The sequence below is a fragment of the Caulobacter sp. CCH9-E1 genome, from assembly GCF_001556515.1.
Classification (GTDB): domain Bacteria; phylum Pseudomonadota; class Alphaproteobacteria; order Caulobacterales; family Caulobacteraceae; genus Caulobacter.
Genome location: NZ_LSJA01000334.1, coordinates 1 through 26899, shown reverse-complemented (window position 1 = coordinate 26899; position 26899 = coordinate 1). Strand labels below are relative to the sequence as shown.

Below are 26899 nucleotides of genomic sequence, written 5' to 3'. Positions count from 1 at the left end.
CCGAGCTAGCCCCCTCCGGCCCTCTGGGCCACCTCCCCCGCGTCGCGGGGGAGGATCTTGTCCTCGCCCACGCCCGCCGCTGGCTCGGAACGCCCTACCGCCATCAAGCTTCGACCCTGGGCGCGGGGTGCGACTGCCTGGGCTTGGTGCGGGGCGTCTGGCGGGCGATCCACGGCGTCGAGCCGGAAGCGCCGCCGCCCTACCGTCCCGACTGGGCGGAGCTCGGCGAGCGCGAGCTGCTGCTCGAGGCGTTCGGCCGCTGGCTGACGCCGGTTCCGTTGTCCGAAGCCCGTCCTGGCGACGTCCTCGTCTTCCGCATGGCGCCCGGCGCGGTCGCCAAGCACTGCGCGATCCAGTCCGGGCCCGACCGGATGATCCACGCCTATTGGGGCCGGGCCTGCGTCGAGAGCGCGCTTGGCCGCTGGTGGCGCGGGCGCCTGGTCGCGGCCTTCCGTTTTCCTTGAGGAGCATCTGATGGCTCAAGTCATCCTCTCCAGCGTCGGGGCGGCGATCGGCGGGCCTCTGGGCGCCGTGGCCGGGGCGGCCCTTGGAGCGGCGGTCGACCAGGCCGCGCTGTCGGCCCTGTCGCCCGCGCGTCAGATCGGTCCGCGCATCCCGGAGCTGCGGCTGACCGGCGCGGCCGAGGGCGCGGCGCTGCCGTGCGTGTTCGGCCGCGCGCGGGTCGGCGGCCAGGTGATCTGGGCCGCGCGCTTTCGCGAGAAGCGGATCGAAGGCCGCGTCGGCGGCGCCAAGGGCCAGAAGACGACCTCTTACGCCTACAGCCTGTCGTTCGCCGTCGCCGTGGCCGAGGGGCCGATCGACGGCATTGGCCGGGTCTGGGCCGACGGGCGAGTGATGGACCTGTCGGGCGCGACGATGCGCGTCCACCTGGGGACCGAGGACCAGGCGCCCGATCCGCTGGTCGCGGCCATCGAAGGCGAGGCGCCGGCCTATCGCGGCGTGGCCTATGTCGTGTTCGAGGATCTGCCGCTGGAGCCGTTTGGCAATCGCCCGCCGCAGTTGTCGTTCGAGGTCTTCCGCCGGCCGCGCACGCCCGGCGATCCTCCAGGTCTGGAGGAGCGGCTGAAGGGCGTGTGCCTGATCCCCGGCGCCGGCGAGTTCGTCTATGCGACCGAAGCGGTCCTGCGTCGCGAAGGTCTCACCCGGACCGCCAGCGAGAGCGTCCATAACGCCGACGGCCGCGCCGATCTCATCGTGGCGCTGGACCAGCTGCAGGCCCAGCTGCCGAACGTGGATCACGTGACCCTGGTCGTCGCCTGGTTCGGGACCGACCTGCGCTGCGGCCACTGCCAGATCCGGCCGGGCGTCGAGCAGGGGAGCAAGGACACCCTGCCGATCACTTGGAGCGTAGCGGGCGTAGGCCGGTCCGGCGCGCACCTCGTCTCGCTGAAGGACGGCAAGCCGGCCTACGGCGGTACGCCGGCCGACGCGGTGGTGCTGCAGGCGATCGCCGAGCTGAAGCGGCGCGGGCTGAAGGTCACGCTCTATCCGTTCATCCTGATGGACACCCCGCCGGGCCAGCCGGCCTATCCGTGGCGCGGCCGTATCGCTTGCGAGGCCGGCGCGGATGGAACGGCGGCGGCGACCGCCCAGGTCGGCGCCTTCTTCGACGGCGAATGGGGCTTGCGTCGAATGGTGCTGCACCAGGCGAGCCTGGCCGCCCAAGCCGGCGGGGTGGACGGATTCGTCATCGGCTCGGAGCTGCGCGGGGTCACCACGACGCGCGGACCGGGCGGGACCTATCCGGCGGTCGCCAAGCTCAAGACCTTGGCCGCGGACGTCCGCGCCGTGCTCGGACCAGCAACCAAGCTCGGCTACGCCGCCGACTGGAGCGAATATTTCGGCCACCAGCCCGCCGACGGAAGCGGCCATGCGGTGTTCCATCTCGATCCGCTGTGGGCCGATCCGAACATCGATTTCGTCGGCGTCGACTGGTATCCGCCGATCACCGACTGGCGCGAGGGCGAGACCCATCTGGACGCCGCCGCCGGCCTCCTGGGGCCGCACGACCCGGCCTATCTGCGCGCCGGGCTGACGGGCGGCGAGGGCTTCGACTGGTATTATCCGAGCCAGGCCGCCCGCGACGCGCAAGCGCGCACGCCGATCACCGACGGCGCTCATGGCGAGCCCTGGATCTTCCGGCCCAAGGACCTGAAGGCGTGGTGGAGCAACGCCCACTACGACCGCCCAGGCGGCGTCCGCGCGAGCACGCCCACCGCTTGGGTCCCCCGCGCCAAGCCGATCCGCCTGACCGAGTTCGGCTGTCCGGCGGTCGACAAGGGAAGCAATTCGCCGAACCTCTTTATCGACCCGAAGAGCTCCGAGAGCTTCCTGCCGCCATACTCGACCGGCGAGCGCGACGACTTCGGCCAGCGGCGGTGTCTGGAGGCGGTGCTGGCCTGGCTGGACGAGCCGGCCGCCAATCCGGTCTCGCCGGTCTATGGGGGGGCGATGGTCGAGGCCGCCAGCGCCTGGTGCTGGGACGCGCGGCCGTTCCCGGACTTCCCGGCGCGGTCGGACGTCTGGGCGGACGGGAGTTCGTGGACCCTCGGACACTGGCTGACCGGCCGCGCCGGGATCGCGCCGCTGCCCGAGCTGATCCGCGCCCTGGGCGCGCGGGCCGGCGTCTCGATCGATCCGGGCGAGGCGGGCGGTTCGGTGGGCGGCTATGTCGTCGACCGGCCGATGCGCCTGCGCGACGCTCTGGCGCCGTTGACCGAGGCCTTCGCCCTGGATCCCGTCGAGCGCGGCGACCACGTGCGGATGATGTCCCGCTCTGGCCGCGTGGCGGGCGCGCTGGCCGAAAGCGACCTCGTTCGCCCCGACGACGGCGCCGTCGAGCGTGAGATCCGCGTGCTGGAGCCCGCCGCCGAGGCCCTGCGCCTGCGCTTCCTGGACGCCGGACGCGACTACCAGGTCGGGGCGGTGGTCGTGCGCCGCGAGCAGGGCGAAGGAACGCGTGACGCCGACGCGCCGATCGTGCTGGCCGCCCCCGACGCCGAGGCCTGCGCCCGTCGGATGCTGGCCGCCGACGAGGCCGCGCGGCGCTCGCGGATCCTCCACCTCTCGCCCTCCGCCGCCCTGCGTCTGGAGCCGGGCGACCGCCTGGCCCATGACGGCGGCGCCTGGCGGGTGGCGCGCCTGGATCTCGACGAGCGGCCGCGCTCGACCCTGGTCCCGGTCGTCGCCGGACAGGGCGTCGGCGGCGGTCTCGACTGGACGCCGGCTCCGCCGCGCGAGCCTACGCCGCCGCCGGCGCTGCGGGTGCTGGATCTGCCGTCGAACGGCGCCCTGGCGGACGACGCCCGGCCGCTGGTCGCCGCCGCGGGCGAGCCTTGGCGTCCGCTGGAGATCCACGCCGGCCCAGACCTCGACACGCTGAGCGTCAGGGCGCGTCTGGCTCAGCCGGCGACCCTAGGCGTGACCCTGACGGATCTCGCGCCGGCCTCGCCGCATCGCGTCGATCGCCTGGGCGCCCTGACGGTGCGGATGGAGGGGACCAGCCTGTCGTCGGTCTCGCTGGGCGCGATGCTGGCGGGCCGCAACAGCCTGGCCGTCATGGCCGGCGATGGGCGCTGGGAGGTGATCGGCTTCCGCGACGCGGCGCTGCTGTCGCCCGACGTGTGGCGGCTCTCCGGCCTGCTGCGCGGCCTGCGCGACGGGGCGGCCAGCGAGGCGGCGGTCCTGGCCGGCGCGCCGGTCGTGCTGCTGGACGAGGCGGTGGTTCCGATGGAGGTCGCGGCCTTCGAGCGCGGCGTTCCGCTGAAGGTCCGCGCGGCCCCGGCCGGCGGGCCTCCGGCGGGCGCGGGCGCCGCCGAGACGACGGTGGTCTGGACCGGCCGAGCCCTGCGGCCCCTGGCCCCGACGCACCTGCGCGCGCGGATGATCGGCGGCGACCTGCGGCTGTCGTGGATCCGCCGCGCCCGGGCCGGCGGCGACGTCTGGGCCGGCGAGGTCCCGCTGGTCGAGGGCGTCGAGCGCTACCGCGTCCGCGTGCTGGACGGCGCGGCGGTGTTGCGTGAGGTCGAGGTGTCGGAGCCGGCCTTGGTCTACACCGCCGCCATGCGGGCGAGCGACGCGCCGCCGACCGGCGCGCGCCTGGAGGTCGCCCAAGCCGACGCCCTCTACGGCTGGGGCGACGCGGCGACGACAGGATTGTGGTAAAAATGCCACATTAGGGCTTGCGCGGCGCGCTGGACGTTCTAGATGGAGGGCGTTACCCCAACCTAGCTCAGCCCGATGAGGACCTTCCTTGGCGCGTGACCCCTATCAGGAACTCGGCGTTTCCCGCACCGCGAGCGCGGACGAGATCCGCAAGGCGTTCCGCAAGCTCGCCAAGCAGCATCACCCCGACGCCAATCCCGGCGACAAGAAGGCCGAGGAGAAGTTCAAGCAGGTCAGCGCCGCCTTCGACATTCTGGGCGACGCCGAGAAGCGCAAGAAGTTCGACCTGGGCCAGATCGACGCCGATGGCCGCGAGACCATGCGCGGTTTCGGCGGCCAGCCCGGCAACGGCCCGTTCAACGCCGGCGGCTTCGGCCGGGGCGGCTTCCGCGTCGACGAGGGGCCGGAGATCGACCTGTCGGACCTGTTCGGCGGCGTGTTCGGCGGCGGTCGCGGCCCCTTTGGCGGCGGCGGCCAGACCGGCGGCTTCGCCCCGCGCGGCGCCGACGTAAAGGCGCGTCTCGAGATCGACCTGGAAGAAGCGATCAAGGGCGGCAAGAAGCGTGTCAGCTTCTCGGACGGCCGCACGATCGACGTGACCATCCCCGCCGGCGCCCAGGAAGGCCAGACCCTTCGCCTGAAGGGGCAGGGCGCTCCCGGGCGCGGCGGGGCGGGCGACGCCATGATCGAGCTGGTGATCAAGCCGCACCCGATCTACCGCCGTGAGGGCGAGGCGCTGGTCATGGACCTGCCGATCTCGGTTCCCGACGCGGTGCTGGGCGGCAAGGTCGAGGCGCCCACGCCGGACGGCAATGTGATGCTGAACGTCCCCAAGGGCAGCAACAGCGGCCAGACCCTGCGCCTGAAGGGCCGGGGCTTCGCCGACGCCAAGGGCAAGCGCGGCGATCTGTTGGCGCGCCTCGTGGTGACCCTGCCCGAGACGGTCGACCAGGACCTCGAGAAATTCGCCCAGGCCTGGCGCGACCAGAAGCCCTACACGCCGAAGCGGAAGTAGGGGAGCGGCGGCAAAGCTATTGGCGGTGTCTCGACATTTGTTGACACATTGCCCTGGTAGGCTGATCTTAGTTCGCGAGGAGATTGGCCATGCAGGTGATCGTGAAGAAGTGGGGCAACAGCGCCTCGGTCCGGATCCCGGCCCGAGTGATGGCGGCCGCCGACATCGCGATAGACCAGCCCGTCGATGTGCGAGAGGAGAACGGCCGGATTATCATCGAGCCGATCCGGGCGCCCGAGTATGATCTCGACGCCATGCTCGCCGAAATGGAGCCTGAGACGTTCCACGAAGACATCGACTTTGGCGATGTGGTCGGCAAGGAGTTCTGGTGAGCGCGCGGTACGTTCCCGACGCCGGCGATATCGTGTGGCTGCAGTTCGATCCGCAGGCAGGCCACGAGCAGGCTGGCCACCGTCCAGCGCTGGTGCTTTCGCCCTCGGCCTACAACGGCAAGCGGGGCATGATGCTTTGCTGCCCAATGACTAGCCGCGTGAAGGGCTATCCTTTCGAGGTGGTCGTGCCCGGCCCTTCCCCTAGTGTCGTGTTGGCTGACCAGATCAAGAGCGTTGACTGGGTTGCTCGCCGGGCGACGCGCAAGGGCGTAGCGCCCGCGCCAGTGTTGGCCGAAGCGCGCGCGAAGCTGAAGGCGCTCCTGAGTGTGTGATCTTCGCCGGCCCCGTGACAGAACGACGCAGCCCGTTCATAAGCTGGGCGTTCAGTCTCCATTCAGCCGCGTTCCGTTAGACCGGAGAGCATGAAAACGATCCGCGTCATCCTCGTCGCCGCCGCGCTGGCCGCCGCCCTTCCGGGCGCCGCCTCGGCGCAGCGTCGTGGGCCCGACTCGCTGGGCGCCGACTGGCGCGCGCAGCAGGACGAGGCGCGGGGCGGCGTGCAGTCGGGCCGGCTGGTGCCGCTGTCGCGCGTGATCGAGATGATCTCGCGCCGCGTGCCGGGCCGTGTGCTGGACGCCGGCCTCGAGGGCCGCAACTACCGCGTCCGCTGGGCCACGGCCGACGGCCGCCGCATCGACTTCATCGTCGACGCCGAGACCGGACAGATCATCAGCGGGGGCTGAGGAGTTTTCGAGGACCCATGCGCATCCTGCTCGTCGAGGACGATCCCGATCTGACGCGCCAGCTGAAGCTGGCCCTGGCCGACGCCGGCTACGCCGTCGACCACGCCCCCGATGGCGAGGAAGCCCAGTTCCTGGGCGAGACCGAACCCTATGATGCGGTGGTCCTCGATCTGGGCCTGCCCAAGGTGGACGGCGTCTCGGTGCTGGAGCGCTGGCGGCGCGGCAATGTCACGACGCCCGTCCTGATCCTGACCGCGCGCGGCGCCTGGAGCGACAAGGTCGCCGGCTTCGACGCGGGCGCCGACGACTACCTGGCCAAGCCCTTCCACACCGAGGAGTTGCTGGCGCGCCTGCGGGCCCTGCTGCGTCGCTCGGCCGGACACGCCGCGCCGTCGCTGTCGTGCGGCGCCTTGCGCCTGGACCCGCGCGCCGCCCGCGCCAGCGTCAATGGCGAGCCGCTGCGCCTGACCTCGCTGGAATATCGCCTGCTGCACTACATGATGATGCACCAGGGGCGGGTGATCGGCCGCACCGAGCTGGTCGAGCACCTGTACGACCAGGACTTCGACCGCGACAGCAACACCATCGAGGTGTTCATCGGCCGCCTGCGCAAGAAGCTGGGCGCCGAGCGGATCGAGACCGTCCGGGGCCTGGGCTATCGCCTGGCGCCGCTGCCGGGCGAAGAAAACGCGTAGAGCGCGCTCCGCAAAAGTGGGAACCGGTTTTGCGATGAGAGTGCGCTCCACTTTGAACCTAAAGCCTTCTCGTCCTGATCAAGCCTGCGGGCTTGATCAGGGAAGGCTTTAGCCTTGCTGGACCTGCGCCGCCGTTCGCTGGTCCGCCGCCTGATCCTGATCGCCGGGATCTGGACCCTGCTGGTCGTGGTGATCGCCGGGGTGTTCCTGACCGCCCAGTTCCGCGGCGCGGCCATCCGGCGGTTCGACCAGTCGCTGGCGGTGCTGACCGACGACCTCTATGCGGGCTCGACGGTCGAGGGCGGCGTGCTGAAGGCGCCGTTCCTGACCGACATCCGCGCCACGCGCGCCTATTCCGGCCGCTACTGGGTGATCCTGGACAAGTCGCCCGACGGGGCGATGAAGCCGATCGAGCGCTCGCGCTCGCTGTTCGACAGCGACCTGATGCTGTCCTCGGCCCAGATCGACAAGCTGGACGCCGCGCCGGGCAAGACCCAGTACTTCGACATGCGCGGCCCGCAGGACAAGCCGCTGCGGGCCGCCGCCATCCTGACCCGCCTGCCGGGCTATCCCGATCCCGTCGTGTTCCTGGCGGCCGAGGACCGCTCGCCGATCGACGCCGACGCCGACCGCTTCGCCCGCATCACCGCCTTCGCCCTGCTGATCCTGGGCGGCGGCCTGATCCTGGGCATGGTCGTGCAGGTGCGCTTTGGCCTGCAGCCGCTGTTTCGCCTGCGCCGCGAGGTGGCCTCGGTCCGGCGCGGCAAGGCCGAGCGGGTGGAGGGCGTCTATCCGGAGGAGCTGTCGCCGCTGGCGACCGAGCTCAACGCCCTGCTGGCCCACAACCAGGAAGTCGTCGAGCGCCAGCGCACCCACGTCGGCAATCTGGCGCATGCGCTGAAGACGCCGATCTCGGTGATGCTGACCGAGGCCAACCAGCAGCCGGGCCAGTTGGCCGAGGTGGTCGAGCGCCAGGCCCAGACCATGCGCGAGCAGGTCGACCACCACCTGCGCCGGGCCCGCGCCGCCGCCCGCTCCCAGACCAGCGGCGAGCGCACGCCCGTCGAGCCGATCCTGGACGAGCTGGCCGTCACCCTGGAGCGGATCTTCCAGGACAAGGCGGATGGGCGGGGGATCGAGATCGACTGGCGTTGCCCCGAGGACCTGGCCTTCCAGGGCGAGAAGCAAGACCTCTTGGAACTGGTCGGCAATGTGATGGAGAACGCCGGCAAGTGGTGCCGGGGAAAAATCCGCGTCGATGCCTCGCCCTCGGGCGAGGCGCGGATGATTGTCACCGTCGACGACGACGGTCCCGGCCTGCCGCCGGAGGAGCGCGCCCAGGCGCTGAAGCGCGGCCAGCGGCTGGACGAGAACGCGCCGGGCTCTGGCCTGGGCCTTTCGATCGTCGACGAACTGGCGCGCGCCTATGGCGGCTCGGTCCAGCTTGGTGAATCGCCTTGGGGCGGATTGCGGGTCATGCTTGATCTGCCACGCGCCGAGACCTGAGCGATCGCGACCCGGCGTCGCGATAGGCCCAGCGCCCGCTCACAGCGGCTAAACCGCTTACAAGCTTGAGCTTTCGGCGCGATGAGCGTCCGGGCCCCAGACGCGATTTTTATCGCGTTTCGGAAATCCTTAACCTCGATCCGAACATGGTTGACGGAACTGTCGGTTGCATGGACCGACATGGGGGACAATGGCCGCCATCGCCGCCCATAAACTGCAGCTGATCCGGACGCTGGTGGAGACCGCGCCGGATGCGGCGCTGCGCAGCCTGGAGCTGGCCCTGGCGGGGACCAGCGCCCAGAGCATTTTCGCGCCCGTGCGCGAGCTGGTCGAGGATGAGACCGCCAACCGCTTCGTCCGCAACAGCGTGCTGGCCCCGATCGTCCCCCTGTGCGCCAAGCGCGAGGATGGGGCCATCGCCTTTCCCCCGCCGGTGCTGGCGCGAACCTGGCGCGCCCTGCGCGGCATCGCCCCGCGCGAGGCCCAGGAAGCGGCGGTCAAGTGCAATCCCTGGGACCTGGAGCAAGGGACCCCGCTGGTCTTCGACGAGCTGTGCAAGATCGGCGCGGCGGCGCTGCGCGATCCCGAGAACGCCGCCTTCGACAGCGTCCGCTCGCTCTGCGATCCCGAAGAGCTGGCCATGTGCCTGCAACTGGCGCCGATCGTCCGCACCTGCCTGCCCAGGCTGTCGGAATGGGTCAGCCGGATGTCGGACGAGCGGGCCGCCGCCGCGCGGCTGGCCTATGCCGACGCCTGCCGCATCCGCGAGGACGCCGGGCCGCTGCTGCTGGACATCCTGTCGGCCCATCTGCCCGACGAATGGCGCATCCTGCGCGTGATCTCGGCCGTGATGGATCGGCCGAGCGATCGCTATCTGGCCTCCTCCGAGGTCAAGGGGCTGGGCGAGCGCTTCCTGGCCGACATCGAGGCCTCGATCGCCCATGTCGAGACCTTCGACTTTGGCGGCGGGGAGGCGGCCGGGCGCGAGGCCGCCCTGCGCGCCCAGAAGGTGCAGCTGCAGATCGTCGAGTTCCAGCAGTCGGTGGATCTCAACAAGGACGGCCCGTGGGGCCGGCGCGTGGCGCGCTTCAAGCAGACCATGGCCAAGGCCTGCGAAACGCGGATGGATCAGATCGAGCGTGAACTGGGGAAGGCGTTGCCGACCCGGCCGATCTCGATGCTGGCCAAGAAGGGCGCGCGCGGCGTCGCCAAGCTGGTCGCGCCGCCCGACGAGGCCATGCTGGACCGCGCCCGGGGCGGGCTGGCCTTCATCGCCGATCTGCGGCCCTGCGCCGACAAGGCGGGCTATGGCAGCAGCCGCAACAAGTTCCTCGAGAAGCTGAACGCCTATCTCGACCCGTATATCGAGGACGTCCTGCACGTGGCTCGCACCGGCGATGGCGGCGACCCGGCCATCGCCATGGACTATCTGAACGTCGCCGCCAGCTTCATCGCCTACACCCGCGACGACAAGACCGCCGAGATCGTCCGCCGCCGCGCGGCCGCGGCGATCGCGGCTTGATCAATCCCTTCCGATCTTCCCGGCGAATGCCGGGATCCAGATCGAGCCCACGACATCAAACGTATGGCGTAGGCAGACGGCGCGTCACCCCAAGCCTCTCAGGATGAATCTGGGCCCCGGCATTCGCCGGGGAGGTCGGGAGTCTTGCTTATGTCGTTCGTAAGGCGCGGCTTGACGCCCTTACGCGCTTTTCCCACTAACGGCCGGCCTCAGAACAAGCTAACACGCCCATCATGATCGCATTCTGGATCGCCGCGACCGGGCTTTCGGCCGTGACCGCCGGACTGGTGCTGCGCGGCGCCGCGCGAGCCCGGCCCGTCGACGACGCGCAGGCTCGTTTGGAGCCGCATCGCCGCCGTCTGGCCGAGGTCGAGCGCCTGGCCATGGACGGCCTGCTGGCTCAGGACGAGCTGAAGGCCGCCCGCGCCGAGGCGGGCCGCGGCCTGCTGGCCGCCGCGGATCAGGCCGAGACCTGGGACCGGGGCGGCGTCGCCGCGCGCAAGGCGGTGGTCGCCATCGCCGGCGCCGCCTGCGTCGGGGGCGTCGGCCTCTATGTCTGGCTGGGCCATCCCGAACTTCCCGACCAGCCCTACGCCAAGCGCGTCGCCGAATGGAAGGCCGCCGATCCGGCGTTGCTCCAGCCCGCCCAGATCGCCGCCGTGCTGGAAGGCGTGGCGGCCGAGCGCCCGAACGACGCCGAGCCGTTGGTGTTCCTGGCCAAGGCCCGCGCCGCCGCCGGCGACATGGCGGGCGCCGAGCAGGCTCTGCGCCGCGCCGTGGACCGCGCCCCGAACCGCGCCGACATCTGGAGCCTCTTGGGCGAGACCTTCGTCATCGAGGCCAAGGGCGACATCGGCGCCGACGCCAAGCTGGCCTTCAGCCGCGCCCTGAAGGCCGACCCGAAGGACCTGCGCGCCCGCTATTATCTGGGCCGCGCCCGCATCGCCGAAGGCGACGTGGCCGGGGGCGTCGGAGACTGGCGCGCGCTGTTGAACAGCCTCGCCCCCAACGATCCGGCGCGCACGGCGCTGGGCCGCGAGATCGCCGAGGTCGAGGCCGCCGGCGGCCTGCCGGCGCCCGAGCCCGCCGCCGACCAGAACCCGCAGGTGCAGGGCATGATCGCCGGCATGGTCGAGGGCCTCGCCGCGCGCTTGGCGCAATCGCCCGACGATCCGGACGGCTGGGTCCGCCTAGTTCGCGCCTACGCCGTGCTGGGCGAGACGGCGAAGCGCGACGTCGCCCTGGCGACCGCCTCCGCCCGCTTCAAGGACCAGCCCAAGGTGCTGGCGGCCCTGCGCCAGGCGGCCGACGCGCCGGCTCAGCCCGGCATGGCCGGCCAGACCAAAGACCAAAAGACCGCGCAATGAGCTTCTGGCCGAAATCCCGAAAGGCGCGCCGGCGCCTGACCGTCCTGCTGGCTGTCGCGCCGGTGCTGGCCCTGGCCGTGGGCCTGGCGCTCTACGGCATGCGCGACAGCATCTCGCTGTTCTATACCCCGGCCCAGGCCCAGGAGGCCCACGTCAAGCCGGGCCGCAAGGTGCAGCTGGGCGGTCTCGTCCAGCACGGCAGCGTGGTCAAGCACCCGGACGGCAATGTCGAATTCGTGGTCGCCGACCAGAAGGCGACCGCCAAGATCGTCTATCACGGCGACCTGCCCGACCTGTTCCGCGAAGGGCAGGGGATCGTCGCCGAGGGGACCTTCAACGACCAAGGCGTCTTCGTCGCCAAGCAGGTGCTGGCCAAGCACGACGAGCGCTACATGCCGCGCGAGGTGTCCAAGGCGCTGAAGGAACAGGGCGAGTGGCGCGGCGAGGGCGCGAAGCCTTCCTACGAGGGGTATCCGAAATGACCGCCCTTCGTTTCCCTTCTCCCCTTGCGGGAGAAGGTGTCGCGCAGCGACGGATGAGGGGTTTCTCGATCCTGTCCGCGCGACCCCTCATCCGACCGCCTTCGGCGGCCACCTTCTCCCGCAAGGGGAGAAGGGGAGTGTTCCAATGATCACCGAGCTTGGCGCCTTCGCCCTCGTCCTGGCGTTGATGCTGTCGCTCGCCCAGACCGGCCTGTCGGCGGTCGGCGGCGCGCGGCGGTCCGTGGTGCTGGCCGGCGCGGGGCGCGGCGCGGCCGTCGCGGTGTTCCTGGCCGTGTCCGTCGCCTTCGCCTGCCTGATCCACGCCTTCGTGGTCTCGGACTTCTCGGTCGCCAACGTCGCGGCCAACTCGCACACCGCCAAGCCGATGCTCTACAAGGTGGCCGGCGCCTGGGGCAGCCACGAGGGCTCGATGCTGCTGTGGTGCCTGGTGTTGACCGGCTACGGCGCGGCCATGGCCTTCTTCGGCGACAGCCTGCCGCCGCGTCTGCGGGCCTACGCCATCGCCATCCAGGGCGCGCTGGGCGTCCTCTTCCTGGCCTATACGGTGTTCGCCTCGAACCCGATGGAGCGCCTGCTGGACGCGCCGATCGAAGGGCGGTCGCTCAATCCGCTGCTGCAGGACCCGGCCCTGGCCTTCCACCCGCCGTTCCTCTACGCCGGCTATGTCGGCTTCTCGGTCGTCTATTCGCTGTCGCTGGCGGCGCTGATCGACGGCCGCATCGACGCGGCCTGGGCCCGCTGGGTGCGGCCCTGGACCCTGGCGGCCTGGAGCCTGCTGACCGTCGGCATCACCCTGGGCGCCTTCTGGGCCTATTACGAGCTGGGCTGGGGCGGCTGGTGGTTCTGGGACCCGGTCGAGAACGCCAGCTTCATGCCCTGGCTGATCGGCGCGGCCCTGCTGCACTCGGCCATCGTCACCGAAAAGCGCGGCGCCCTGCCGGGATGGACGGCGTTCCTGGCCTTGGCGGCCTTCACCTTCTCGATGCTGGGCGCCTTCCTGGTGCGCTCGGGCGTGCTGACCTCCGTCCACGCCTTCGCCGTCGATCCGACGCGCGGCGTCTTGCTGCTGATCATGATGGGCGTCGCGGCCGGCGCCGGCTTCCTGCTGTTCGCCCTGCGCGCGCCCAGCCTCAATCCCGGCGGCCAGTTCCGCACGATCAGCCGCGAGAGCGCGATCGTTCTCAACAACATCCTGCTGTCGACCGCGACGGCGGTGGTGCTGCTGGGCACGCTGTTCCCGCTGATCCGCGAGGCCATGGACGGCGAGGCCGTCTCGGTCGGCGCGCCGTTCTTCAACCTGACGTTCACGCCGCTGATGATCCTGGCCTTCGCGGTGCTGCCGGCCGGGCCGCTGCTGGCCTGGAAGCGCGGCGACGCCGGCGGCGTCGCCCGCAAGCTGTGGGTCGTCCTGGCGGCCGCCGTCATTCTCGGCCTGATCGCCTACGCCGTCGTCCAGCCGCGCAAGGTCCTGGCCAGCGGCGGTCTCGTTGTCGGCTTCTGGCTGATCGGCGGCGCGCTGCTGGAGCTGGCCGAGCGCCTGAAGCTGTTCCGCGCCCCGGCCGGGGAGAGCCTGCGCCGCGCCCGCGGCCTGCCGCGCGGCGCCTGGGGCACGACCCTGGCCCACGCGGGCCTAGGGATCTTCGTGCTCGGCGCCTCGTTCGAGACCGCCTGGCGCGTCGAGGCGGCTCAAGCCTTGAGCCTGAACGGCAGCCAGCCGCTGGGCGCCTACACCTTGACCCTGACCAGGGTCGGCACGGTCGAGGGGCCGAACTATCTGGCCGAGCGCGGCGTCGTGAAGGTGGTCGACAAAAAGGGCCGGCTGGTCTGCCTCGCCGCGCCCGAGCGCCGGTTCTACCCCACCGGCGGCCAAACCACCTCGGAAGTCTCGATCTGCCCCAGCGTTCTCAACGACATCTATGTCGTGATGGGCGAGCGCCGGGCGGGCGAGGACGGCAAGCCCGCCTGGCTGATCCGCGCCTATGTGAACCCGTGGGTCCGGCTGATCTTCCTGGGGCCGCTGCTGATGGCCGTGGGCGGCGTCGTCTCGCTGTCGGACCGCCGGGTGCGGCTGGGCGTCGGGCGCCGGGCGCAGGAGACGGTGTCGTGATCCGCAAGCTCAAGGCCGCCGCCGTCGCCCTCTGCGCCATCGCCCTGACGGCCGGCGCGTCCGAGCCGTCCGAGCGCCTGGCCGATCCGGCGCAGGAGGCCCACGCCCGCGCCCTGTTCCGCGAGGTCCGCTGCCTGGTCTGCCAGAACGAGTCGATCGACGACTCCGAGGCCCAGCTGGCCGGCGATCTGCGGCGAATTGTCCGCGAGCAGGTCAAGGCCGGCCGCAGCGATCGCGAGATCCGCGCGTTCCTGGTCGAGCGCTATGGCGAGTTCGTGCTGCTGAAGCCGCCGTTCTCGGCCGGCAACGCCGTGCTGTGGCTGGCTCCCGTGGGCATTCTGCTGATCGGCGGCGCCCTGATGGTCGGGCTTCTGCGTCGGCGCGCGCCAGCAGAGGGCGAGCTTTCGCAGGACGAGGAAGAGCGCCTGAAGCGCCTGCTCCAAGACGATTGACACGATTGCGCCGAAAAGGGGCCGCAAGAAGTGCTCGCCGGGGCGTGAAGATTAGGTCGAGAACCATTGCACCTTTTATGCGTGGGACTAGGTTCTGTAGTCAGAGGGACCGCGCCGGCGCGGCTTGAGACGTAAGGGACCGCGCGGAAACGCGCGGGTGAGGAAAGACGAGAATGACCGCTAGGAAGTCGGGTTTCATTGTGGGCGCGGTGGCGGGCGCGGGCGTAGCCTGCGCGGCCTTGGCCGGCGTCGGTATGCGCATGGGAACGGCGGACGCCGCCGAGGGCCAAGTCGTTCGCACCAACGTCGCGAGCGCGCCGGCCTTCGCGCCGCCGCCCGGCGCGCCGATGTCGTTCGCCGACATCTTCGAGAAGGTGTCGCCCGCGGTCGTCCAGATCAACGTGACGTCCAAGGCCTCGCCGCAGCCGCTGCGCATTCCCGGCTTCGAGGGCTTCGACATCGTGCCGCGCGGCAAGAAGGCGCCCAGCCAGGGCCAAGACGGCGATGACGGCGACGCGCCCGCCGCGCCCAAGCAGCAGTCGGCCGGCTCCGGCTTCTTCATCTCGGCCGACGGCTACATCGTCACCAACAACCACGTCGTCGCCGACGCCGACGACATCCAGGTGGTGATGAAGGACGGCCGCGAGCTGAAGGCCACGCTGGTGGGGCGCGACGAAGGCACCGACCTGGCGGTGATCAAGGTCGCCGATCCCAAGGCCAAGAACGCCGAGTTCCCGTATGTGAACTTCGAGAACCAGGCCAAGCCGCGCGTCGGCGACTGGGTCATCACGATCGGCAATCCGTTCGGCCTGGGCGGCACCGCCACGGCCGGCATCATCTCGGCCTATGGGCGGAACCTGCAGGACTCGACCTCGCAGTTCGTCGACTACATCCAGATCGACGCCCCGATTAACCGCGGCAATTCGGGCGGTCCCAGCTTCGACATCTACGGCCGGGTGATCGGCGTCAACAGCGCCATCTATTCGCCGTCGGGCGGTTCGGTCGGCATCGGTTTCGCCATTCCCGCCGACGTCGCCGAGGACACCGCCAAGCAACTGATCGCCGGCGGCAAGGTGGTGCGGGGCTATATCGGCGTCAGCATCCAAGACTTCAGCGCGGAGTCGGCCGAGGCCCTGGGCCTGAAGGACGTCAAGGGCGCGATCGTCGCCGAGGTCGTCGCCGGTGGTCCGGCCGCCAAGGCCGGCCTGCTGCCCGACGACATCCTGGTGGGCGTCAACGGCGTCAAGGTCGCCGACCGCTCGGAACTGACCCGCGAAGTGTCCAAGGCCCGTCCCGGCCAGATCATCAAGATGTCGATCATCCGCGACGGCAAGCCGCGGGTCGTCGACGTCCGCTCGGGCACGCGCCCGTCGGAGAACTCCCTGGCGGTCAATGACGACGATCAGGATCAGGAAGGCGGCGCCGCCCCCAGCCCGGGCAAGCCCGCCAACCAGCGGGTCGACGCCCTGGGCCTGACCCTGGCGCCGATCGACCAGGCCGCCCGCGACACCTACAAGATCGACAGCGAGATCAAGGGTCTGCTGATCGTCGGCGTGAAGGGCGACAGCGACGCGGGCGAGAAGGGCCTGGCGAAGGGCGACGTGCTGGCCAACATCAACGGCGTGGCGGTCACCAGCGCGGCCGAGGTCAACGCGGCCGTCGCGTCCGCCAAGAAGGCTGGCCGCACCGCTGTCCTGGTCAAGGTCATCCGCCAGAACCGCCCGGTCTTCGTTCCGCTGAAGATCGCGCCGTAAGCCGATTAGTCCTTGAACGACTGAGCCCCGTTCCGGTCCGCCGGAGCGGGGCTTTTTCGTTTCTGACCAAGGTTTAAGTTACGCGGGTCGCCGAAAGCGGTATTTCCGAAGCAACTATCGCGCGCTGGCGCAGAATCGGTTGAACGTCGATCGTCCAACCTGTCTGTCCGCGCGCATGAGGGGCTCGCTGATGCGTATTCTGATTATCGAAGACGACCTGGAAGCCGCCGGCGCCATGGCGCACGGCCTGAAGGAGGCCGGCTATGAGGTCGAGCATGCGCCCGACGGCGAGGCCGGCCTGGGCGTGGCTCAGAAGGGCGGCTTCGACGTCCTGGTCGTCGACCGCATGATGCCGAAGATGGACGGCGTCACCGTGGTCGAGACCCTGCGCCGCGAGGGCGACCAGACGCCGGTGCTGTTCCTGTCGGCCCTGGGCGAGGTCAACGACCGCGTCACCGGCCTGCGCGCGGGCGCCGACGACTATCTGGTCAAGCCCTACGCCTTCCCCGAGCTGATGGCCCGGGTCGAGGCTCTGTCGCGCCGCCGCGAGACCGGCGCGGTCGCCACGACCCTGAAGGTCGGCGAGCTTGAGATGAACCTGATCAACCGGACGGTCCATCGCCAGGGCAAGGAGATCGACCTGCAGCCGCGCGAATTCCAGCTGCTGGAATTCATGATGCGCCACGCCGGCCAGTCGGTGACTCGCACCATGCTGCTGGAGAAGGTCTGGGAGTATCACTTCGACCCGCAGACCAACGTCATCGACGTCCACATCTCGCGCCTGCGCAGCAAGATCGACAAGGGCTTCGACCGGCCGATGCTGCAGACGGTGCGCGGCGCCGGCTACCGACTGGATCCGTAACCTTCATCCGATCGCCCCGGCGAACGCCGGGGTCCAGATCGAAGGGCCGAGCGGCGCCGGACTGGATTTTCGCTCAGGCTGCATCTGGGGCCCGGCGTTGGCCGGGAAGGTCGGGAAAATCATTCTTCCGAACTCTGACCGGTTCGGCTCCGAGGAGGCCTTAGCGCCTACGACACCATGCGTCTGCCGCGCCTTCTCCGCACCACGCCGTTCCGGCTGACCCTGCTGTTCCTGGCGTTGTTCGCCGCGGCGGCCAGCGCCTTCCTGGGCTACATCTACGTGGCCACGGCGGGCGAGGTGAACCGGCGCGCCCAGGCCGAGATCAGCCGAGAGTTCGAGAGCCTGGAGGCGGCGTACCGCCAGGGCGGCGTCAACGCCCTGAACCAGACCATCGTCGAGCGGGCCACCGGCGAGCGGCCGTTCCTCTATTTCCTGGCCGACAAGACCGGCAAGCGCATCTCGGGCTCGATCGAGGAGTCGCCGATCGCCAACTTCTCCGGTGACGGTCCCGAATGGGCCAGCTTCAAGGTGACCGAGACCGATCCCGACGGCGCGGAGGTCAAGGCCGCCGCGCGCGGGGTGCAGCAGCGTCTCGACCATGGCGAAATCCTGTTCGTCGGGGCCGACGTCGACGCCTCCGAGGCCTATGTCCGCAAGATCGTCCGGGCGCTGTGGGGCGCGGGGGCGCTGGTCATCCTGCTGGGCCTGGCCGGCGGGGTGGTGATTAGCCGTAATGTCAGCCGCTCGATGCAGGGCCTCGTGGACGTGGTCAACGCGGTCCGCGCCGGCGACCTGCGCGCCCGCGCCAAGCTGCGTGGCGCCCGCGACGAGTACGACGAGCTGGCCGAGGGCCTGAACGACATGCTCGACCGGATCGAGCGCCTGATGGGCGGCCTGCGCCACGCCGGCGACGCCATCGCCCACGACCTGCGCTCGCCGCTCACCCGCCTGCGCGCGCGGATGGAAGTCGCCCTGATCGACGCCGAGAACGGCAAGGGCGATCCGGTGGCGGCGCTGGAGACCGCCCTGGCCGACGCCGACGGCGTGCTGAAGACCTTCAACGCCGTGCTGGCCATCGCCCGCCTGCAGGCCGCGGGCGCCGCGCCGGACCAGCGGGTGTTCGACGCCTCGGAGCTGGCCGGCGACATGGCCGAGCTCTACGAGCTGTCCTGCGAGGACAAGGGCCTCGACTTCAAGGCCGAGATCACGCCGGCCCTGTCGATCAAGGGCAACCGCGAGTTCCTGGCCCAGGCCCTGGCCAACATCCTCGACAACGCCATCAAGTACACGCCCGAGGGCGGGGCGATCATGCTGCGCGCTCGGCGCACCTCGTCGGGCGAGCTGGAGTTCTCGGTCACCGACACGGGCCCGGGCGTGCCCGAGGCCGACCGCGCCCGGGTGGTCCAGCGCTTCGTGCGCCTGGAGAACAGCCGCAGCGAGCCTGGCGCCGGCCTTGGCCTGTCCCTGGTCCAGGCGGTGGCCGCCTCGCACGGCGGGCGGCTGGAGCTGGCGGAAGGGCCTGGCGAATATAACGGCACCGGCCCTGGCCTGCGTGTGGCGCTTGTGCTGCCGCGGGTGGAGTAGGGGCCGGGGGGCTCCTTCCGCCCCCTCTGGGGGCGGACGACCGCGCGCAGCGCGGTCAGGTGGGGGCGCGTAAGGTGATTTCGCTCTGACTTGCCCCCTCCGCGCCTTCGCCGCTCCTCCCCCGGAGGGGGAAGAAGGATGGCGGCGAAGCCGCCCTCTAACGCTCCGCCACCCAGGTGATCGCGCCGGTATAGGGATCCATCTGCGGCGCGTAGGCCGGCGGCATGTCGCTGTAATCCGGGCCGCGGGGGGCGACGCTCCAGACGATGGCCATGGCCGCGACGGTCAGGAAGGTCATGGTCAGGAATCCGGCGACGTCGCGGGTCAGGCTGGGCTCGCGCCGGTTCAGCAGCGAGACGCGCAGAATCAGCGGATGGGTCGCCCAGCCGCAGGCCAGGGGCGAGGTCGAGACGCTGAGTTGCGCCTTCATCAGCGCCTTGGCGTAGTCGGCCCGGATGTTCGAGCGCAGGGCCACGACCGTGGCGTCGCAGGCCAGCTCCTGGTCGATGCGCACCAGGCGCTGGGCCATGGCGACCAAGGGATTGCACCAGCCCAGCACGCCGAAGACGGCGATGACCAGGTTGGCGATCGGGTCGCCGCGATTGATGTGGGTGCGCTCGTGCAGTTGGATCATCTCGCGCTCGCGGGCGTCGAAACGCTGGGCGAAGTCGGCGGGCAGGACGATCCGCGGCCACAGGGCGCCCATGACGGCGGGGCCCGCGAGGCCCTGGCGAACCTTGCGGCGGAACAGGTGCTCGCGCAGGACGAGGATCGCGGTGGCGATCGCGCAGCCGGCCAGCCACAGCATCACCAGCTTCGGCGCCCAAACGCCCAGCGGCCGGGCGGGCGAGCCCAGGTCCATGGTCTCGGCTAGGCTCGGGAAGAAGGCGGCGGCGGCCGCGGCCGGCGCGATGATCCACAGGCCGTAGGCCCGGCGCGGTCCGAACAGGCGGCGCGCGAACGGCCGCAGGGCGATGATCAGCAGCACCGCCGCGGCGGCCGCCACCTGGGCGCGGATCAGGGCTAGGGCGAAGAGCTCGATCATTCGCGGACGGTTCCTGCCGTTTCCTCGATGCTGATGGTTACAACTGTAATTTGGCTCGTCAAGCCGGAGTCTTGTTCCAGAGAGCAAGGCGCGCGACGGTGCCGCCATGACTCGCCTCGCTGACCAGCTGACGCCCTGCGGCCCCATCATCGATCCCAAGGCCGCCGAGCGCGCCCACGAGGCGATCGCCAAGCGGGTCGGCGAGGCCTTTGCGGTCGTCGACGCCGCCTGGCCGGCCCTGGCGCCGGTGTTCGCCGCCTCGCCTTACCTGACCAGCCTGGCGCGGCGCGACGGGGCGCGGTTGCCGTTGATCCTCGAGGCCGAGCCGGAAACGCGTCTCGCGCAAATCCTGGACGCCGCCGAGATCGTCGCCGCAGAGCCGGACTTCGAAACCGCTCGCCGGGCGCTGCGGGAACTGAAGGCCGACCTGCACCTGCTGACGGCGCTGTGCGACCTGTCGGGCGTCTGGGACCTCGACCAGGTAACCGGCGCCCTGACGCGCTTCGCCGACGCCGTGCTGCACGCCGCCCTGGCCCAGGCCGTGCGCCAGGAGGTCGACCGCGGGGCGCTGACTCATGTTGGACAGGGCCTGGATGGTCCCGCGCCGGGCCTCTTCTGCGTCGCGATGGGCAAGCACGGCGCGTTCGAGCTGAACTATTCCAGCGACATCGACTTCTCGATCTTCTACGCGCCCGAGAAGCTGCCGGTGACCGAGGGGCACGAGCCCCAGGCCGTGGCGGTGCGCATCGCCAACCACCTGGGCCGCGTGCTGCAGGAGCGGACCGGCGACGGTTATGTGTTCCGGATCGACCTGCGCTTGCGCCCCGACCCGTCCTCGACCCCGCCGGCCATGCCGGTCGACGCGGCCATGGATTACTACGAGAGCGTCGGCCAGAACTGGGAGCGGGCGGCGCACATCAAGGCGCGCATCGCCGCCGGCGACCTGGCCGAAGGCCGTGCGTTCCTGGAGGGGCTGCAGCCGTTCATCTGGCGACGGAACCTGGACTTCGCGGCCATCGCCGACATCCACTCGATCAAGCGCCAGATCCACACCTATAAGGTCGACGACCGCCTGACCGCCAAGGGCGCGGACCTGAAACTCGGCCGCGGCGGCATCCGCGAGATCGAGTTCTTCGTCCAGACCCAGCAACTGATCCTGGGCGGTCGCCAGCCCGACCTCCGCAGCCCCCGCACCCTCGACGCCTTGAAGGCCCTCTCCGAGGCGGGCCACGTGACGCCGGAGGACGCCGCCTGGCTGACGGAGGCCTACAAGGACCTGCGGGCGCTGGAGCACCGCGCCCAGATGATCGCCGACGATCAGACGCACAAGCTCCCCGACTCCGACACCGACCGCAAGCGGGTGGCGGCCCTGTGGGGCGAGGGAAACCTGCGCAGCTTCGACGCCGCCGTCGGCAAGATCCTCAAGGGCGTCAATCAGCGCTACGGCCGCCTGTTCGCGGGCGAGGAGGAACTGTCCTCGCGTTTCGGCAGCCTGGTCTTCACCGGCGTCGAGGACGATCCCGAGACCCTGGCGACCCTCAAGCGCATGGGCTTCTCCAGCCCCGAGCGCGTGGCCGCCACGATCCGGAGCTGGCACCACGGCCACATCGCCGCCACCCGCACCGAGCGGGGGCGCGAGCTGTTCACCCGCCTGGCCCCGCGCCTGCTGGACGCGGCCAACGCCACCGGCGCGCCGGACCAGGCCTTCAACCGCTTCGCCGACTTCTTCGCGGGCCTGTCCTCGGGCGTGCAGATCCAGTCGCTGTTCCTGGCCCAGCCGCGCCTGTTCGAGCTGATCGTCGAGGTCATGGCCTTCGCCCCGCGCCTGGCGACCACCATGGCCAAGCGGCCGACCGCGCTGGACGCCCTGCTGGACCCCAGCTTCTTCGGCCCGATCGAGACGCCCTTCCTCGCGCCGTGGGACCCCGAGGACTTCGAGGGCGCGATGGACGTCGCCCGACGCCTGTTTCGCGACCAGAGCTTCCGGATCGGGGTGCGGGTGATGAGCGGCAGCGCCGACGCCCGCGACATCGGCCGGGCTTTCGCCGAGCTGGCCGACCTGATCATCGGCGGCCTGGCGCCCGCCGCCCTGGCCGAGGTCGAGCGGCTGGGCGGGGCCTTCCCCGGCCAGGTGGCCGTGGTGGCGCTGGGCAAGGCCGGCTCGCGTGAGATGACCGCCAAGTCGGATCTCGACCTGATGACCCTCTACGCCGCCGACGACCCGCGCGGCATGTCGGCCGTCAAGGACTGGAGCGCCGACGTCTTCTACGCCCGCTTCACCCAGCGCCTGATCTCGGCCCTCTCGGCGCCGACCGGCGAGGGCGGGCTCTATGAGGTCGACATGAAGCTGCGGCCGTCGGGCGCCAAGGGGCCGGTGGCGGTCAGCTTCGCGGCCTTCGAGGACTATTACGAGCGCGAGGCCGAGACCTGGGAGCTGCTGGCCCTGACCCGCGCGCGGGTGGTCTGGGCCAGCTCCGAGGCGTTCCGGGAGCGGGCCGAGGGCGCGATCGCGGCGGCGCTCCGCCGGGCGCGGGATCCGAAGAAGACCGCCGCCGACGTGGTGGAGATGCGCCAGCTGATGGAGCGCGAGCGGCCGGGCAAGGGCGACTGGGATCTGAAACTCGATCCAGGCGGCCTGGTGGACATCGAGTTCGCCGCCCAGTTCCTGCAACTGGCGCACGCCGCGGCGGGCGGTCCGCTGCGGCAGAACACCGGCGAGGCGCTGGCGGCTCTGCGCGAGGCCTGCCTGGCCGACGACGGCGCGCTGTCGCGTCTGGAAGCGGCCTGGCGGCTGGAGCAGGACCTCTCGCAACTGATCAAGGTCGCGCTGGAGGACGGCGGCGACCCAGAGGCCGAGCCCAAGGCCTTCAAGGCCCTGCTGGCCAAGGCCGGCGGCGTGGCCCAGTTCAAGTCGCTGAAGCCCAAGCTCGCCAAGGCCAAGGCCGAGGCGCGAGCGGCCTATGAGGCGGTGGTGAAGGGGTAACCTACAGTCCGATATCCCCGGCGAATGCCGGGGCCCAGATCGAACCCATCACGTCTTCCGAAGCTCGCGAGAAGGTCGGCGCGCCCACCCAAACCGCTCCGGATGAATCTGGGCCCCGGCATTCGCCGGGGAGGTCGGGATTTATTGAACACCTCTCGCGACGGAATCCCCACCCCCACGCGTTTCAGTCTCCGGGATGGGCCTTCCAGCTTCGGAGACCTTCAAGACAATGATCAAACGCACCCTGATCGCCGCCGGCGCCGTGCTGGCCGTGGCGGCTCCGGCGCTGGCTCAGACCAGCGCCCCTTCCGGCCCCTCTGGCATGACCCTCGAACAGTTCCAGGCCAAGAACACCGACAAGATGTTCGAGCGCCTGGATACGAATAAGGACGGCAAGATCTCGCCCGACGAGTTCGCCGCCTTCCGCGAAAACAACGCCAAGGCCGACGGCCAGGCGACCAAGGCCGGCAAGCGCGGCAAGCGGATGTTCGCCCGGTTCGACAAGGACAAGGACGGCTCGCTGTCGCGGACCGAGGCCGCCGACGTGCTGGCCATGCGGTTCAAGCGCATGGACGCCAACAACGACGGGATCCTGACGCTGGAGGAGTTGCAGGCCAAGTCCGGCAGGGCCAAGGTCGGGGTCTGATGGCGGCGTGCGCGGCGGGTTGAAGCTTGGCGTCCGACGGGAACGATCCCGACGAGGTCCTGCTGGCGGGGGTGAGCCGAGGCGAGCCCGCCGCCGTGCGACAGCTGCTGGACCGACGCCTGCCACGCATTCTCGCCCTGGCCCGGCGGATGCTGAACGACGCCGGCGAGGCGGAGGATGTCGCGCAGGAGACGTTTCTGCGGGCTTGGAAACAGGCCCGGGCCTGGAAGCCTGGCGCGGCGCGGTTCGATACCTGGCTGCACCGGGTGGCGCTGAACCTGTGCTACGATCGTCTGCGGCGTCGACGCGAGATCGCGACCGACGCGCCGCCGGAGCAGGTCGATACGGGGCCCGCGCCGGACGCGGGCTTGATGGGGGCGGAGCTCTCGCGGCGGGTCGAGGCGGCGCTGGCGGCGCTGCCGCCGCGCCAACGCGAGGCGATCGTGCTGTGCCACCACCAGGGCCTTGGGAATATCGAGGCCGCGGCGCTGATGGAGATCAGCATCGAGGCCCTGGAAAGCTTGCTCGCACGCGGGCGCCGGGCGTTGAAGGCGTCGCTGGCGGATCTGCGAGGGGCGAGCGGATGAAGGAGGCGTGGTCATGATGTCTCTCGAAAGGTTCGAGGACTTGGCCGAGATCTATGGCGGCGATATCGCCCGCTGGCCGGAAGGCGAGCGCGAGGCCGCGCGCGCCCTGCTGGCCGGGCAGGCTGAGCGACTGGCGCCGGTGCTGGCCGCCGCCGCCCAGCTTGACCGCCTGCTCGACCTCGCGCCCGCCCAGAGCCCCGACGCCGCCTTGCTGGGCCGCCTGATCTCGGCCGCGCCGCGGCCCGCCGCCGTGGGGCCGCGCTGGATCGTGGGCCTCTCCGCCGCCCTGGGCCTTTCGGCCGCGGCCTTCGCCGGTGTGTTCGTCGGCGTCGCCTTCGAACGCTCGCCCCAAGCAGCCGCGTCGGTCGCCGTCGCGGTCGCCGTCGAGCCCGTGGTGACGGCGGTCGACACCAACGCGTCGTTGCAGGACGCCATCGCCGAGCCGGCCGCCTGATGAACGGATCGCGTCCCTGGATGATCGCCCTGGCCGTTTCGGCGGCCATCAACGTCTTCCTGATCGGCGGCTTGGCCGGGATGGCGTTTGTCCGGCTGACCGCTCCGCCCCCGGCTTCGGCGCCGGCGGCGCCCGCGCCGGCCGCGGCGCCGCGTCCGGCTCCCGACGGCGTCCAGCCCCCGGCGTCGAGCGCGCCGACGCCGGCCGTCGAGACGCCCAAGCCGCCTCCTCACGCCGCGACGCCGCCGGCCAGATCCGCGCCCGCCGTCAGCGCGCCGGCCGCGCCGCCTCCTCAAGCCGCGCCGAGCGCAGCTGGACCGCGTCCGCCGCTGATCTCCGCGGGCGAAGCCCTGTCGCCCGAGAGCCGGCAGGCGTTCCGCAAGGCGCTCAGCGAGGCTAACCGCCGCAATCGTCCCATCACCCAGCAGGCGCGCGCGGAACGGCAGGCGGCTCTGAACGCGCTCAGCGCGCCGGACTATGATCCCGCCGAGGTCAGCCGCCGGCTGGCGACGGCTCGCGATCTCGACCAGCAGGCCCGAGCCAATGTCGAGGCCGCCCTGGCCGCCTTCACCGCAACCTTGTCGCCGCAGGAGCGCGCGGCCCTGGCCGCTGGTCTGACGGAGGTCTACACGCCTTTGGCGGCGCGGCGGGCGATGCGGGAATCCAACTGAATCTCGCGGGCGACGTAACCAAACGGCCGCCTGGCCCGTATCTGTAGGGACAGCTGCTTACGGAGCGTTTCCATGCTGATCCGCCACGCCCCCGACCTGACCGACAACGACGTCACCGATCACGGCCTGTACCTGAAGCGTCGAACGCTGATGGCGGGGCTGGCGGGCGTCGGGCTGGCCGGCGCGGCGGCGGGCGAGGCCAAGGCGGCGCTGACCTTCACCAAGGGCTTCTCGACGACCGAGAAAGCGACCTCGAAAGAGGACATCACCACCTACAACAACTTCTATGAGTTCGGCGTCGACAAGAGCGATCCGGCCGAGAAGTCGGGGCGGTTCAAGCCGCGTCCTTGGACCGTGCGGATCGACGGGGCCTGCGAAGCTCCGCGCACCGTCGGCATCGAGGACCTGATCGGCAAGAATAAGCTCGAGGAGCGCATCTATCGCATGCGCTGCGTCGAGGGGTGGTCGATGGTGATCCCCTGGGTCGGCTTTCCGCTGAAGGACCTGCTGGCCTCGGTCAAGCCGACCTCGAAGGCCAAGTTCGTGGCGTTCGAGACCGTGATGCGGCCCTCGGAGATGCCCGGCCAAGCCTGGAACACGCTGGACTGGCCCTATCGCGAGGGCCTGCGGATCGATGAGGCCATGCACCCGCTGACCCTGATGGCGGTCGGCCTCTATGGCGACGTGCTGCCCAACCAGAACGGCGCGCCGCTGCGGCTAGTCGCGCCGTGGAAGTACGGCTTCAAGGGGATCAAGTCGATCGTCCGGATCAGCCTGGTCGAGAACCAGCCGGCCACCTCGTGGAACAGGCTGGCGCCGCGCGAGTACGGCTTCTATTCGAACGTCAATCCGGCCGTGGATCATCCGCGCTGGTCCCAGGCCACCGAACGCCGCATCGGCGAGTTCCGCCGCCGCGACACCCTGCCGTTCAACGGCTACGGCGAGTGGGTGGCCGACCTCTATCGCGGCATGGACCTGAAGCGGTTCTATTGATGGCGCTTAAAAAACCGACCCTCCCGGCGAATGCCGGGACCCAGACTCAGCCTGAGCGTCTGGGGTGGGTTCGCCCTGGCGCACGGGCCTCAGGCCGGGCACATGCGTTTTCGATCTGGGCCCCGGCATTCGCCGGGGAAATCGGGGAGGAGCGGCGCCGTGGCTAATCCCCCCCGCAAGCGTCCCTCCAAAACCCAGGACAACCTCGTCTACGGCCTCGTCTGGCTGGCGTGCTTCGCGCCGCTGGTCTGGCTGGCGTGGCGCGGGGTCATGGGCGACCTCGGGGCCAATCCCATCGAGAAGCTGATCCGCGAGCTCGGCGTCTGGGGCTTGCGGCTGCTGCTGGTCGGCCTGGCGATCACGCCCGCCGCGCGCATCCTGAAGAAGCCCCGCCTCGTCCGTTTCCGGCGGACTATAGGCCTGTTCGCCTTCAGCTACATCGTGCTGCACCTGTTCAGCTATATCGGCGTCGACCTGTTCTTCGACTGGGGCCAGCTGTGGAAGGACATCCTCAAGCGGCCCTTCATCACCCTGGGCATGCTGGGCTTTATCCTGCTGATCCCGCTGGCGGTGACCTCGACCAACGGCTGGGTGATCCGCATGGGGCGGGCGGCGTGGAGCCGCCTGCACCGGCTGGTCTATGTGATCGTCCCGCTGGGCGTCGCCCACTACTACCTGCTGGTCAAGGCCGACCACCGGCCGCCGATCATTTACGGCCTGGTGTTCGTGGCGTTGATGGCTTGGCGGGTTTGGGAGGGGAGGTCGAAGATGCTCCCCCGCGCCGCGGGGGAGCTGTCGCGGAGCGACTGAGGGGGCGAACTCGGCCTTCGCTTCAGCTCGCCCCCTCCGGCCCTCTGGGCCACCTCGTGTGATGGAGATGAGCTAGCGTGAGG

At 70.6% G+C, this 26899-nt stretch carries 24 protein-coding genes and 1 pseudogene; 24 read left to right on the top strand and 1 reads right to left on the bottom strand.

Translation table 11 applies throughout. The annotated features are described in order from the left end of the window. Positions 1 to 23 precede the first annotated feature (23 nt). The 17 genes and pseudogenes from AX690_RS19345 (at position 24) to uczS (ending at position 18627) form a co-directional block, all read left to right on the top strand. Positions 24 to 464 (top strand): NlpC/P60 family protein, encoded by a 441-nt coding sequence (locus AX690_RS19345; protein ID WP_082769752.1) that lies wholly within the window; start codon positions 24 to 26, stop codon positions 462 to 464. Positions 465 to 474: 10 nt separating this feature from the next. Beyond that, entirely contained in the window at positions 475 to 4185 is a 3711-nt protein-coding gene (locus AX690_RS19340; RefSeq protein ID WP_066730519.1) for a glycoside hydrolase/phage tail family protein, read from the top strand. Positions 4186 to 4273: 88 nt separating this feature from the next. Then, positions 4274 to 5200, top strand: a complete 927-nt coding sequence (locus AX690_RS19335) for a DnaJ C-terminal domain-containing protein (RefSeq protein ID WP_066680175.1) — start codon at positions 4274 to 4276, stop codon at positions 5198 to 5200. Between the two features lie 89 nt (positions 5201 to 5289). Continuing rightward, positions 5290 to 5532 carry an AbrB/MazE/SpoVT family DNA-binding domain-containing protein gene (locus tag AX690_RS19330; protein WP_066680173.1) on the top strand — a complete coding sequence of 81 codons (243 nt, stop codon included), beginning with the start codon at positions 5290 to 5292 and terminating at the stop codon, positions 5530 to 5532. After that, positions 5529 to 5864 carry an endoribonuclease MazF gene (mazF, locus tag AX690_RS19325; RefSeq protein ID WP_066680171.1) on the top strand — a complete coding sequence of 112 codons (336 nt, stop codon included), beginning with the start codon at positions 5529 to 5531 and terminating at the stop codon, positions 5862 to 5864. The genes AX690_RS19330 and mazF overlap by 4 nt, the downstream gene beginning before the upstream one ends. A 90-nt stretch (positions 5865 to 5954) precedes the next feature. Continuing rightward, positions 5955 to 6275 (top strand): PepSY domain-containing protein, encoded by a 321-nt coding sequence (locus AX690_RS19320; RefSeq protein ID WP_066680169.1) that lies wholly within the window; start codon positions 5955 to 5957, stop codon positions 6273 to 6275. A 17-nt stretch (positions 6276 to 6292) separates the two neighbouring features. Further along, positions 6293 to 6970, top strand: coding sequence for a response regulator transcription factor (locus tag AX690_RS19315; protein ID WP_066680167.1), 678 nt, complete (start codon positions 6293 to 6295; stop codon positions 6968 to 6970). Positions 6971 to 7084: 114 nt separating this feature from the next. Then, positions 7085 to 8476, top strand: a complete 1392-nt coding sequence (locus AX690_RS19310) for an ATP-binding protein (protein ID WP_066680165.1) — start codon at positions 7085 to 7087, stop codon at positions 8474 to 8476. A 190-nt stretch (positions 8477 to 8666) separates the two neighbouring features. Continuing rightward, on the top strand, positions 8667 to 9998 hold the full coding sequence (locus AX690_RS19305) for a hypothetical protein (protein WP_066680164.1): 1332 nt from the start codon (positions 8667 to 8669) through the stop codon (positions 9996 to 9998). Between the two features lie 233 nt (positions 9999 to 10231). Next, positions 10232 to 11365, top strand: a complete 1134-nt coding sequence (gene ccmI, locus AX690_RS19300) for a c-type cytochrome biogenesis protein CcmI (protein WP_066680163.1) — start codon at positions 10232 to 10234, stop codon at positions 11363 to 11365. After that, positions 11362 to 11847, top strand: coding sequence for a cytochrome c maturation protein CcmE (ccmE, locus tag AX690_RS19295; RefSeq protein WP_066680162.1), 486 nt, complete (start codon positions 11362 to 11364; stop codon positions 11845 to 11847). Before ccmI ends, ccmE begins: the two co-directional genes overlap by 4 nt. 24 nt (positions 11848 to 11871) lie before the next feature. Further along, positions 11872 to 11982 (top strand): annotated as a pseudogene (locus AX690_RS24315) (hypothetical protein); the annotation flags it as partial. 10 nt (positions 11983 to 11992) lie between these two features. Further along, positions 11993 to 13975, top strand: a complete 1983-nt coding sequence (locus AX690_RS19290; protein WP_066680161.1) for a heme lyase CcmF/NrfE family subunit — start codon at positions 11993 to 11995, stop codon at positions 13973 to 13975. Then, positions 13975 to 14427, top strand: coding sequence for a cytochrome c-type biogenesis protein (locus tag AX690_RS19285; protein WP_066680180.1), 453 nt, complete (start codon positions 13975 to 13977; stop codon positions 14425 to 14427). The genes AX690_RS19290 and AX690_RS19285 overlap by 1 nt, the downstream gene beginning before the upstream one ends. A 173-nt stretch (positions 14428 to 14600) precedes the next feature. After that, complete coding sequence (locus AX690_RS19280) at positions 14601 to 16181, top strand: Do family serine endopeptidase (protein ID WP_066680154.1); 1581 nt, start codon at positions 14601 to 14603, stop codon at positions 16179 to 16181. A 190-nt stretch (positions 16182 to 16371) separates the two neighbouring features. After that, complete coding sequence (gene uczR, locus AX690_RS19275) at positions 16372 to 17043, top strand: two-component system response regulator UczR (protein WP_066680152.1); 672 nt, start codon at positions 16372 to 16374, stop codon at positions 17041 to 17043. A gap of 177 nt (positions 17044 to 17220) precedes the next feature. Next, positions 17221 to 18627, top strand: a complete 1407-nt coding sequence (gene uczS / locus AX690_RS19270; RefSeq protein ID WP_066680150.1) for a two-component system sensor histidine kinase UczS — start codon at positions 17221 to 17223, stop codon at positions 18625 to 18627. Positions 18628 to 18784: 157 nt separating this feature from the next. Here the strand turns inward: uczS and AX690_RS19265 are convergent, their stop codons facing one another. Continuing rightward, complete coding sequence (locus tag AX690_RS19265) at positions 18785 to 19672, bottom strand: M56 family metallopeptidase (protein WP_066680147.1); 888 nt, start codon at positions 19670 to 19672, stop codon at positions 18785 to 18787. Positions 19673 to 19778: 106 nt separating this feature from the next. Between AX690_RS19265 and AX690_RS19260 the strand changes: the two genes are divergently transcribed. The 7 genes from AX690_RS19260 (at position 19779) to msrQ (ending at position 26816) form a co-directional block, all read left to right on the top strand. Beyond that, a complete protein-coding gene (locus tag AX690_RS19260; RefSeq protein ID WP_066680141.1) occupies positions 19779 to 22655 on the top strand; it encodes a bifunctional [glutamine synthetase] adenylyltransferase/[glutamine synthetase]-adenylyl-L-tyrosine phosphorylase in 2877 nt (958 codons plus the stop codon). A 229-nt stretch (positions 22656 to 22884) separates the two neighbouring features. Further along, the gene (locus AX690_RS19255) at positions 22885 to 23301 is read left to right on the top strand and encodes an EF-hand domain-containing protein (RefSeq protein WP_066680139.1); all 417 of its coding nucleotides are present in this window, start codon (positions 22885 to 22887) and stop codon (positions 23299 to 23301) included. Positions 23302 to 23327: 26 nt separating this feature from the next. Then, a complete protein-coding gene (locus tag AX690_RS19250) occupies positions 23328 to 23888 on the top strand; it encodes an RNA polymerase sigma factor (RefSeq protein WP_066680137.1) in 561 nt (186 codons plus the stop codon). A 13-nt stretch (positions 23889 to 23901) separates the two neighbouring features. Then, complete coding sequence (locus AX690_RS19245) at positions 23902 to 24342, top strand: hypothetical protein (protein ID WP_066680135.1); 441 nt, start codon at positions 23902 to 23904, stop codon at positions 24340 to 24342. Then, entirely contained in the window at positions 24342 to 25013 is a 672-nt protein-coding gene (locus AX690_RS19240) for a periplasmic heavy metal sensor (protein WP_066680133.1), read from the top strand. The genes AX690_RS19245 and AX690_RS19240 overlap by 1 nt, the downstream gene beginning before the upstream one ends. Before the next feature lie 72 nt (positions 25014 to 25085). Then, positions 25086 to 26006 (top strand): protein-methionine-sulfoxide reductase catalytic subunit MsrP, encoded by a 921-nt coding sequence (gene msrP, locus AX690_RS19235; protein WP_066680132.1) that lies wholly within the window; start codon positions 25086 to 25088, stop codon positions 26004 to 26006. 30 nt (positions 26007 to 26036) lie between these two features. Continuing rightward, entirely contained in the window at positions 26037 to 26816 is a 780-nt protein-coding gene (msrQ, locus tag AX690_RS19230) for a protein-methionine-sulfoxide reductase heme-binding subunit MsrQ (RefSeq protein WP_066680131.1), read from the top strand. Positions 26817 to 26899: the final 83 nt, after the last annotated feature.

Bases quoted from the DNA above. Each gene is read 5' to 3' on its own strand.
- AX690_RS19340 (WP_066730519.1), top strand. From the start codon at position 475: ATGGCTCAAGTCATCCTCTCCAGCGTCGGGGCGGCGATCGGCGGGCCT.
- AX690_RS19330 (WP_066680173.1), top strand. From the start codon at position 5,290: ATGCAGGTGATCGTGAAGAAGTGGGGCAACAGCGCCTCGGTCCGGATC.
- AX690_RS19320 (WP_066680169.1), top strand. From the start codon at position 5,955: ATGAAAACGATCCGCGTCATCCTCGTCGCCGCCGCGCTGGCCGCCGCC.
- AX690_RS19315 (WP_066680167.1), top strand. From the start codon at position 6,293: ATGCGCATCCTGCTCGTCGAGGACGATCCCGATCTGACGCGCCAGCTG.
- AX690_RS19305 (WP_066680164.1), top strand. From the start codon at position 8,667: ATGGCCGCCATCGCCGCCCATAAACTGCAGCTGATCCGGACGCTGGTG.
- ccmI (WP_066680163.1), top strand. From the start codon at position 10,232: ATGATCGCATTCTGGATCGCCGCGACCGGGCTTTCGGCCGTGACCGCC.
- ccmE (WP_066680162.1), top strand. From the start codon at position 11,362: ATGAGCTTCTGGCCGAAATCCCGAAAGGCGCGCCGGCGCCTGACCGTC.
- AX690_RS19290 (WP_066680161.1), top strand. From the start codon at position 11,993: ATGATCACCGAGCTTGGCGCCTTCGCCCTCGTCCTGGCGTTGATGCTG.
- AX690_RS19280 (WP_066680154.1), top strand. From the start codon at position 14,601: ATGACCGCTAGGAAGTCGGGTTTCATTGTGGGCGCGGTGGCGGGCGCG.
- uczR (WP_066680152.1), top strand. From the start codon at position 16,372: ATGCGTATTCTGATTATCGAAGACGACCTGGAAGCCGCCGGCGCCATG.
- uczS (WP_066680150.1), top strand. From the start codon at position 17,221: ATGCGTCTGCCGCGCCTTCTCCGCACCACGCCGTTCCGGCTGACCCTG.
- AX690_RS19265 (WP_066680147.1), bottom strand. From the start codon at position 19,672: ATGATCGAGCTCTTCGCCCTAGCCCTGATCCGCGCCCAGGTGGCGGCC.
- AX690_RS19260 (WP_066680141.1), top strand. From the start codon at position 19,779: ATGACTCGCCTCGCTGACCAGCTGACGCCCTGCGGCCCCATCATCGAT.
- AX690_RS19255 (WP_066680139.1), top strand. From the start codon at position 22,885: ATGATCAAACGCACCCTGATCGCCGCCGGCGCCGTGCTGGCCGTGGCG.
- AX690_RS19245 (WP_066680135.1), top strand. From the start codon at position 23,902: ATGATGTCTCTCGAAAGGTTCGAGGACTTGGCCGAGATCTATGGCGGC.
- AX690_RS19240 (WP_066680133.1), top strand. From the start codon at position 24,342: ATGAACGGATCGCGTCCCTGGATGATCGCCCTGGCCGTTTCGGCGGCC.
- msrP (WP_066680132.1), top strand. From the start codon at position 25,086: ATGCTGATCCGCCACGCCCCCGACCTGACCGACAACGACGTCACCGAT.
- msrQ (WP_066680131.1), top strand. From the start codon at position 26,037: ATGCCGGGACCCAGACTCAGCCTGAGCGTCTGGGGTGGGTTCGCCCTG.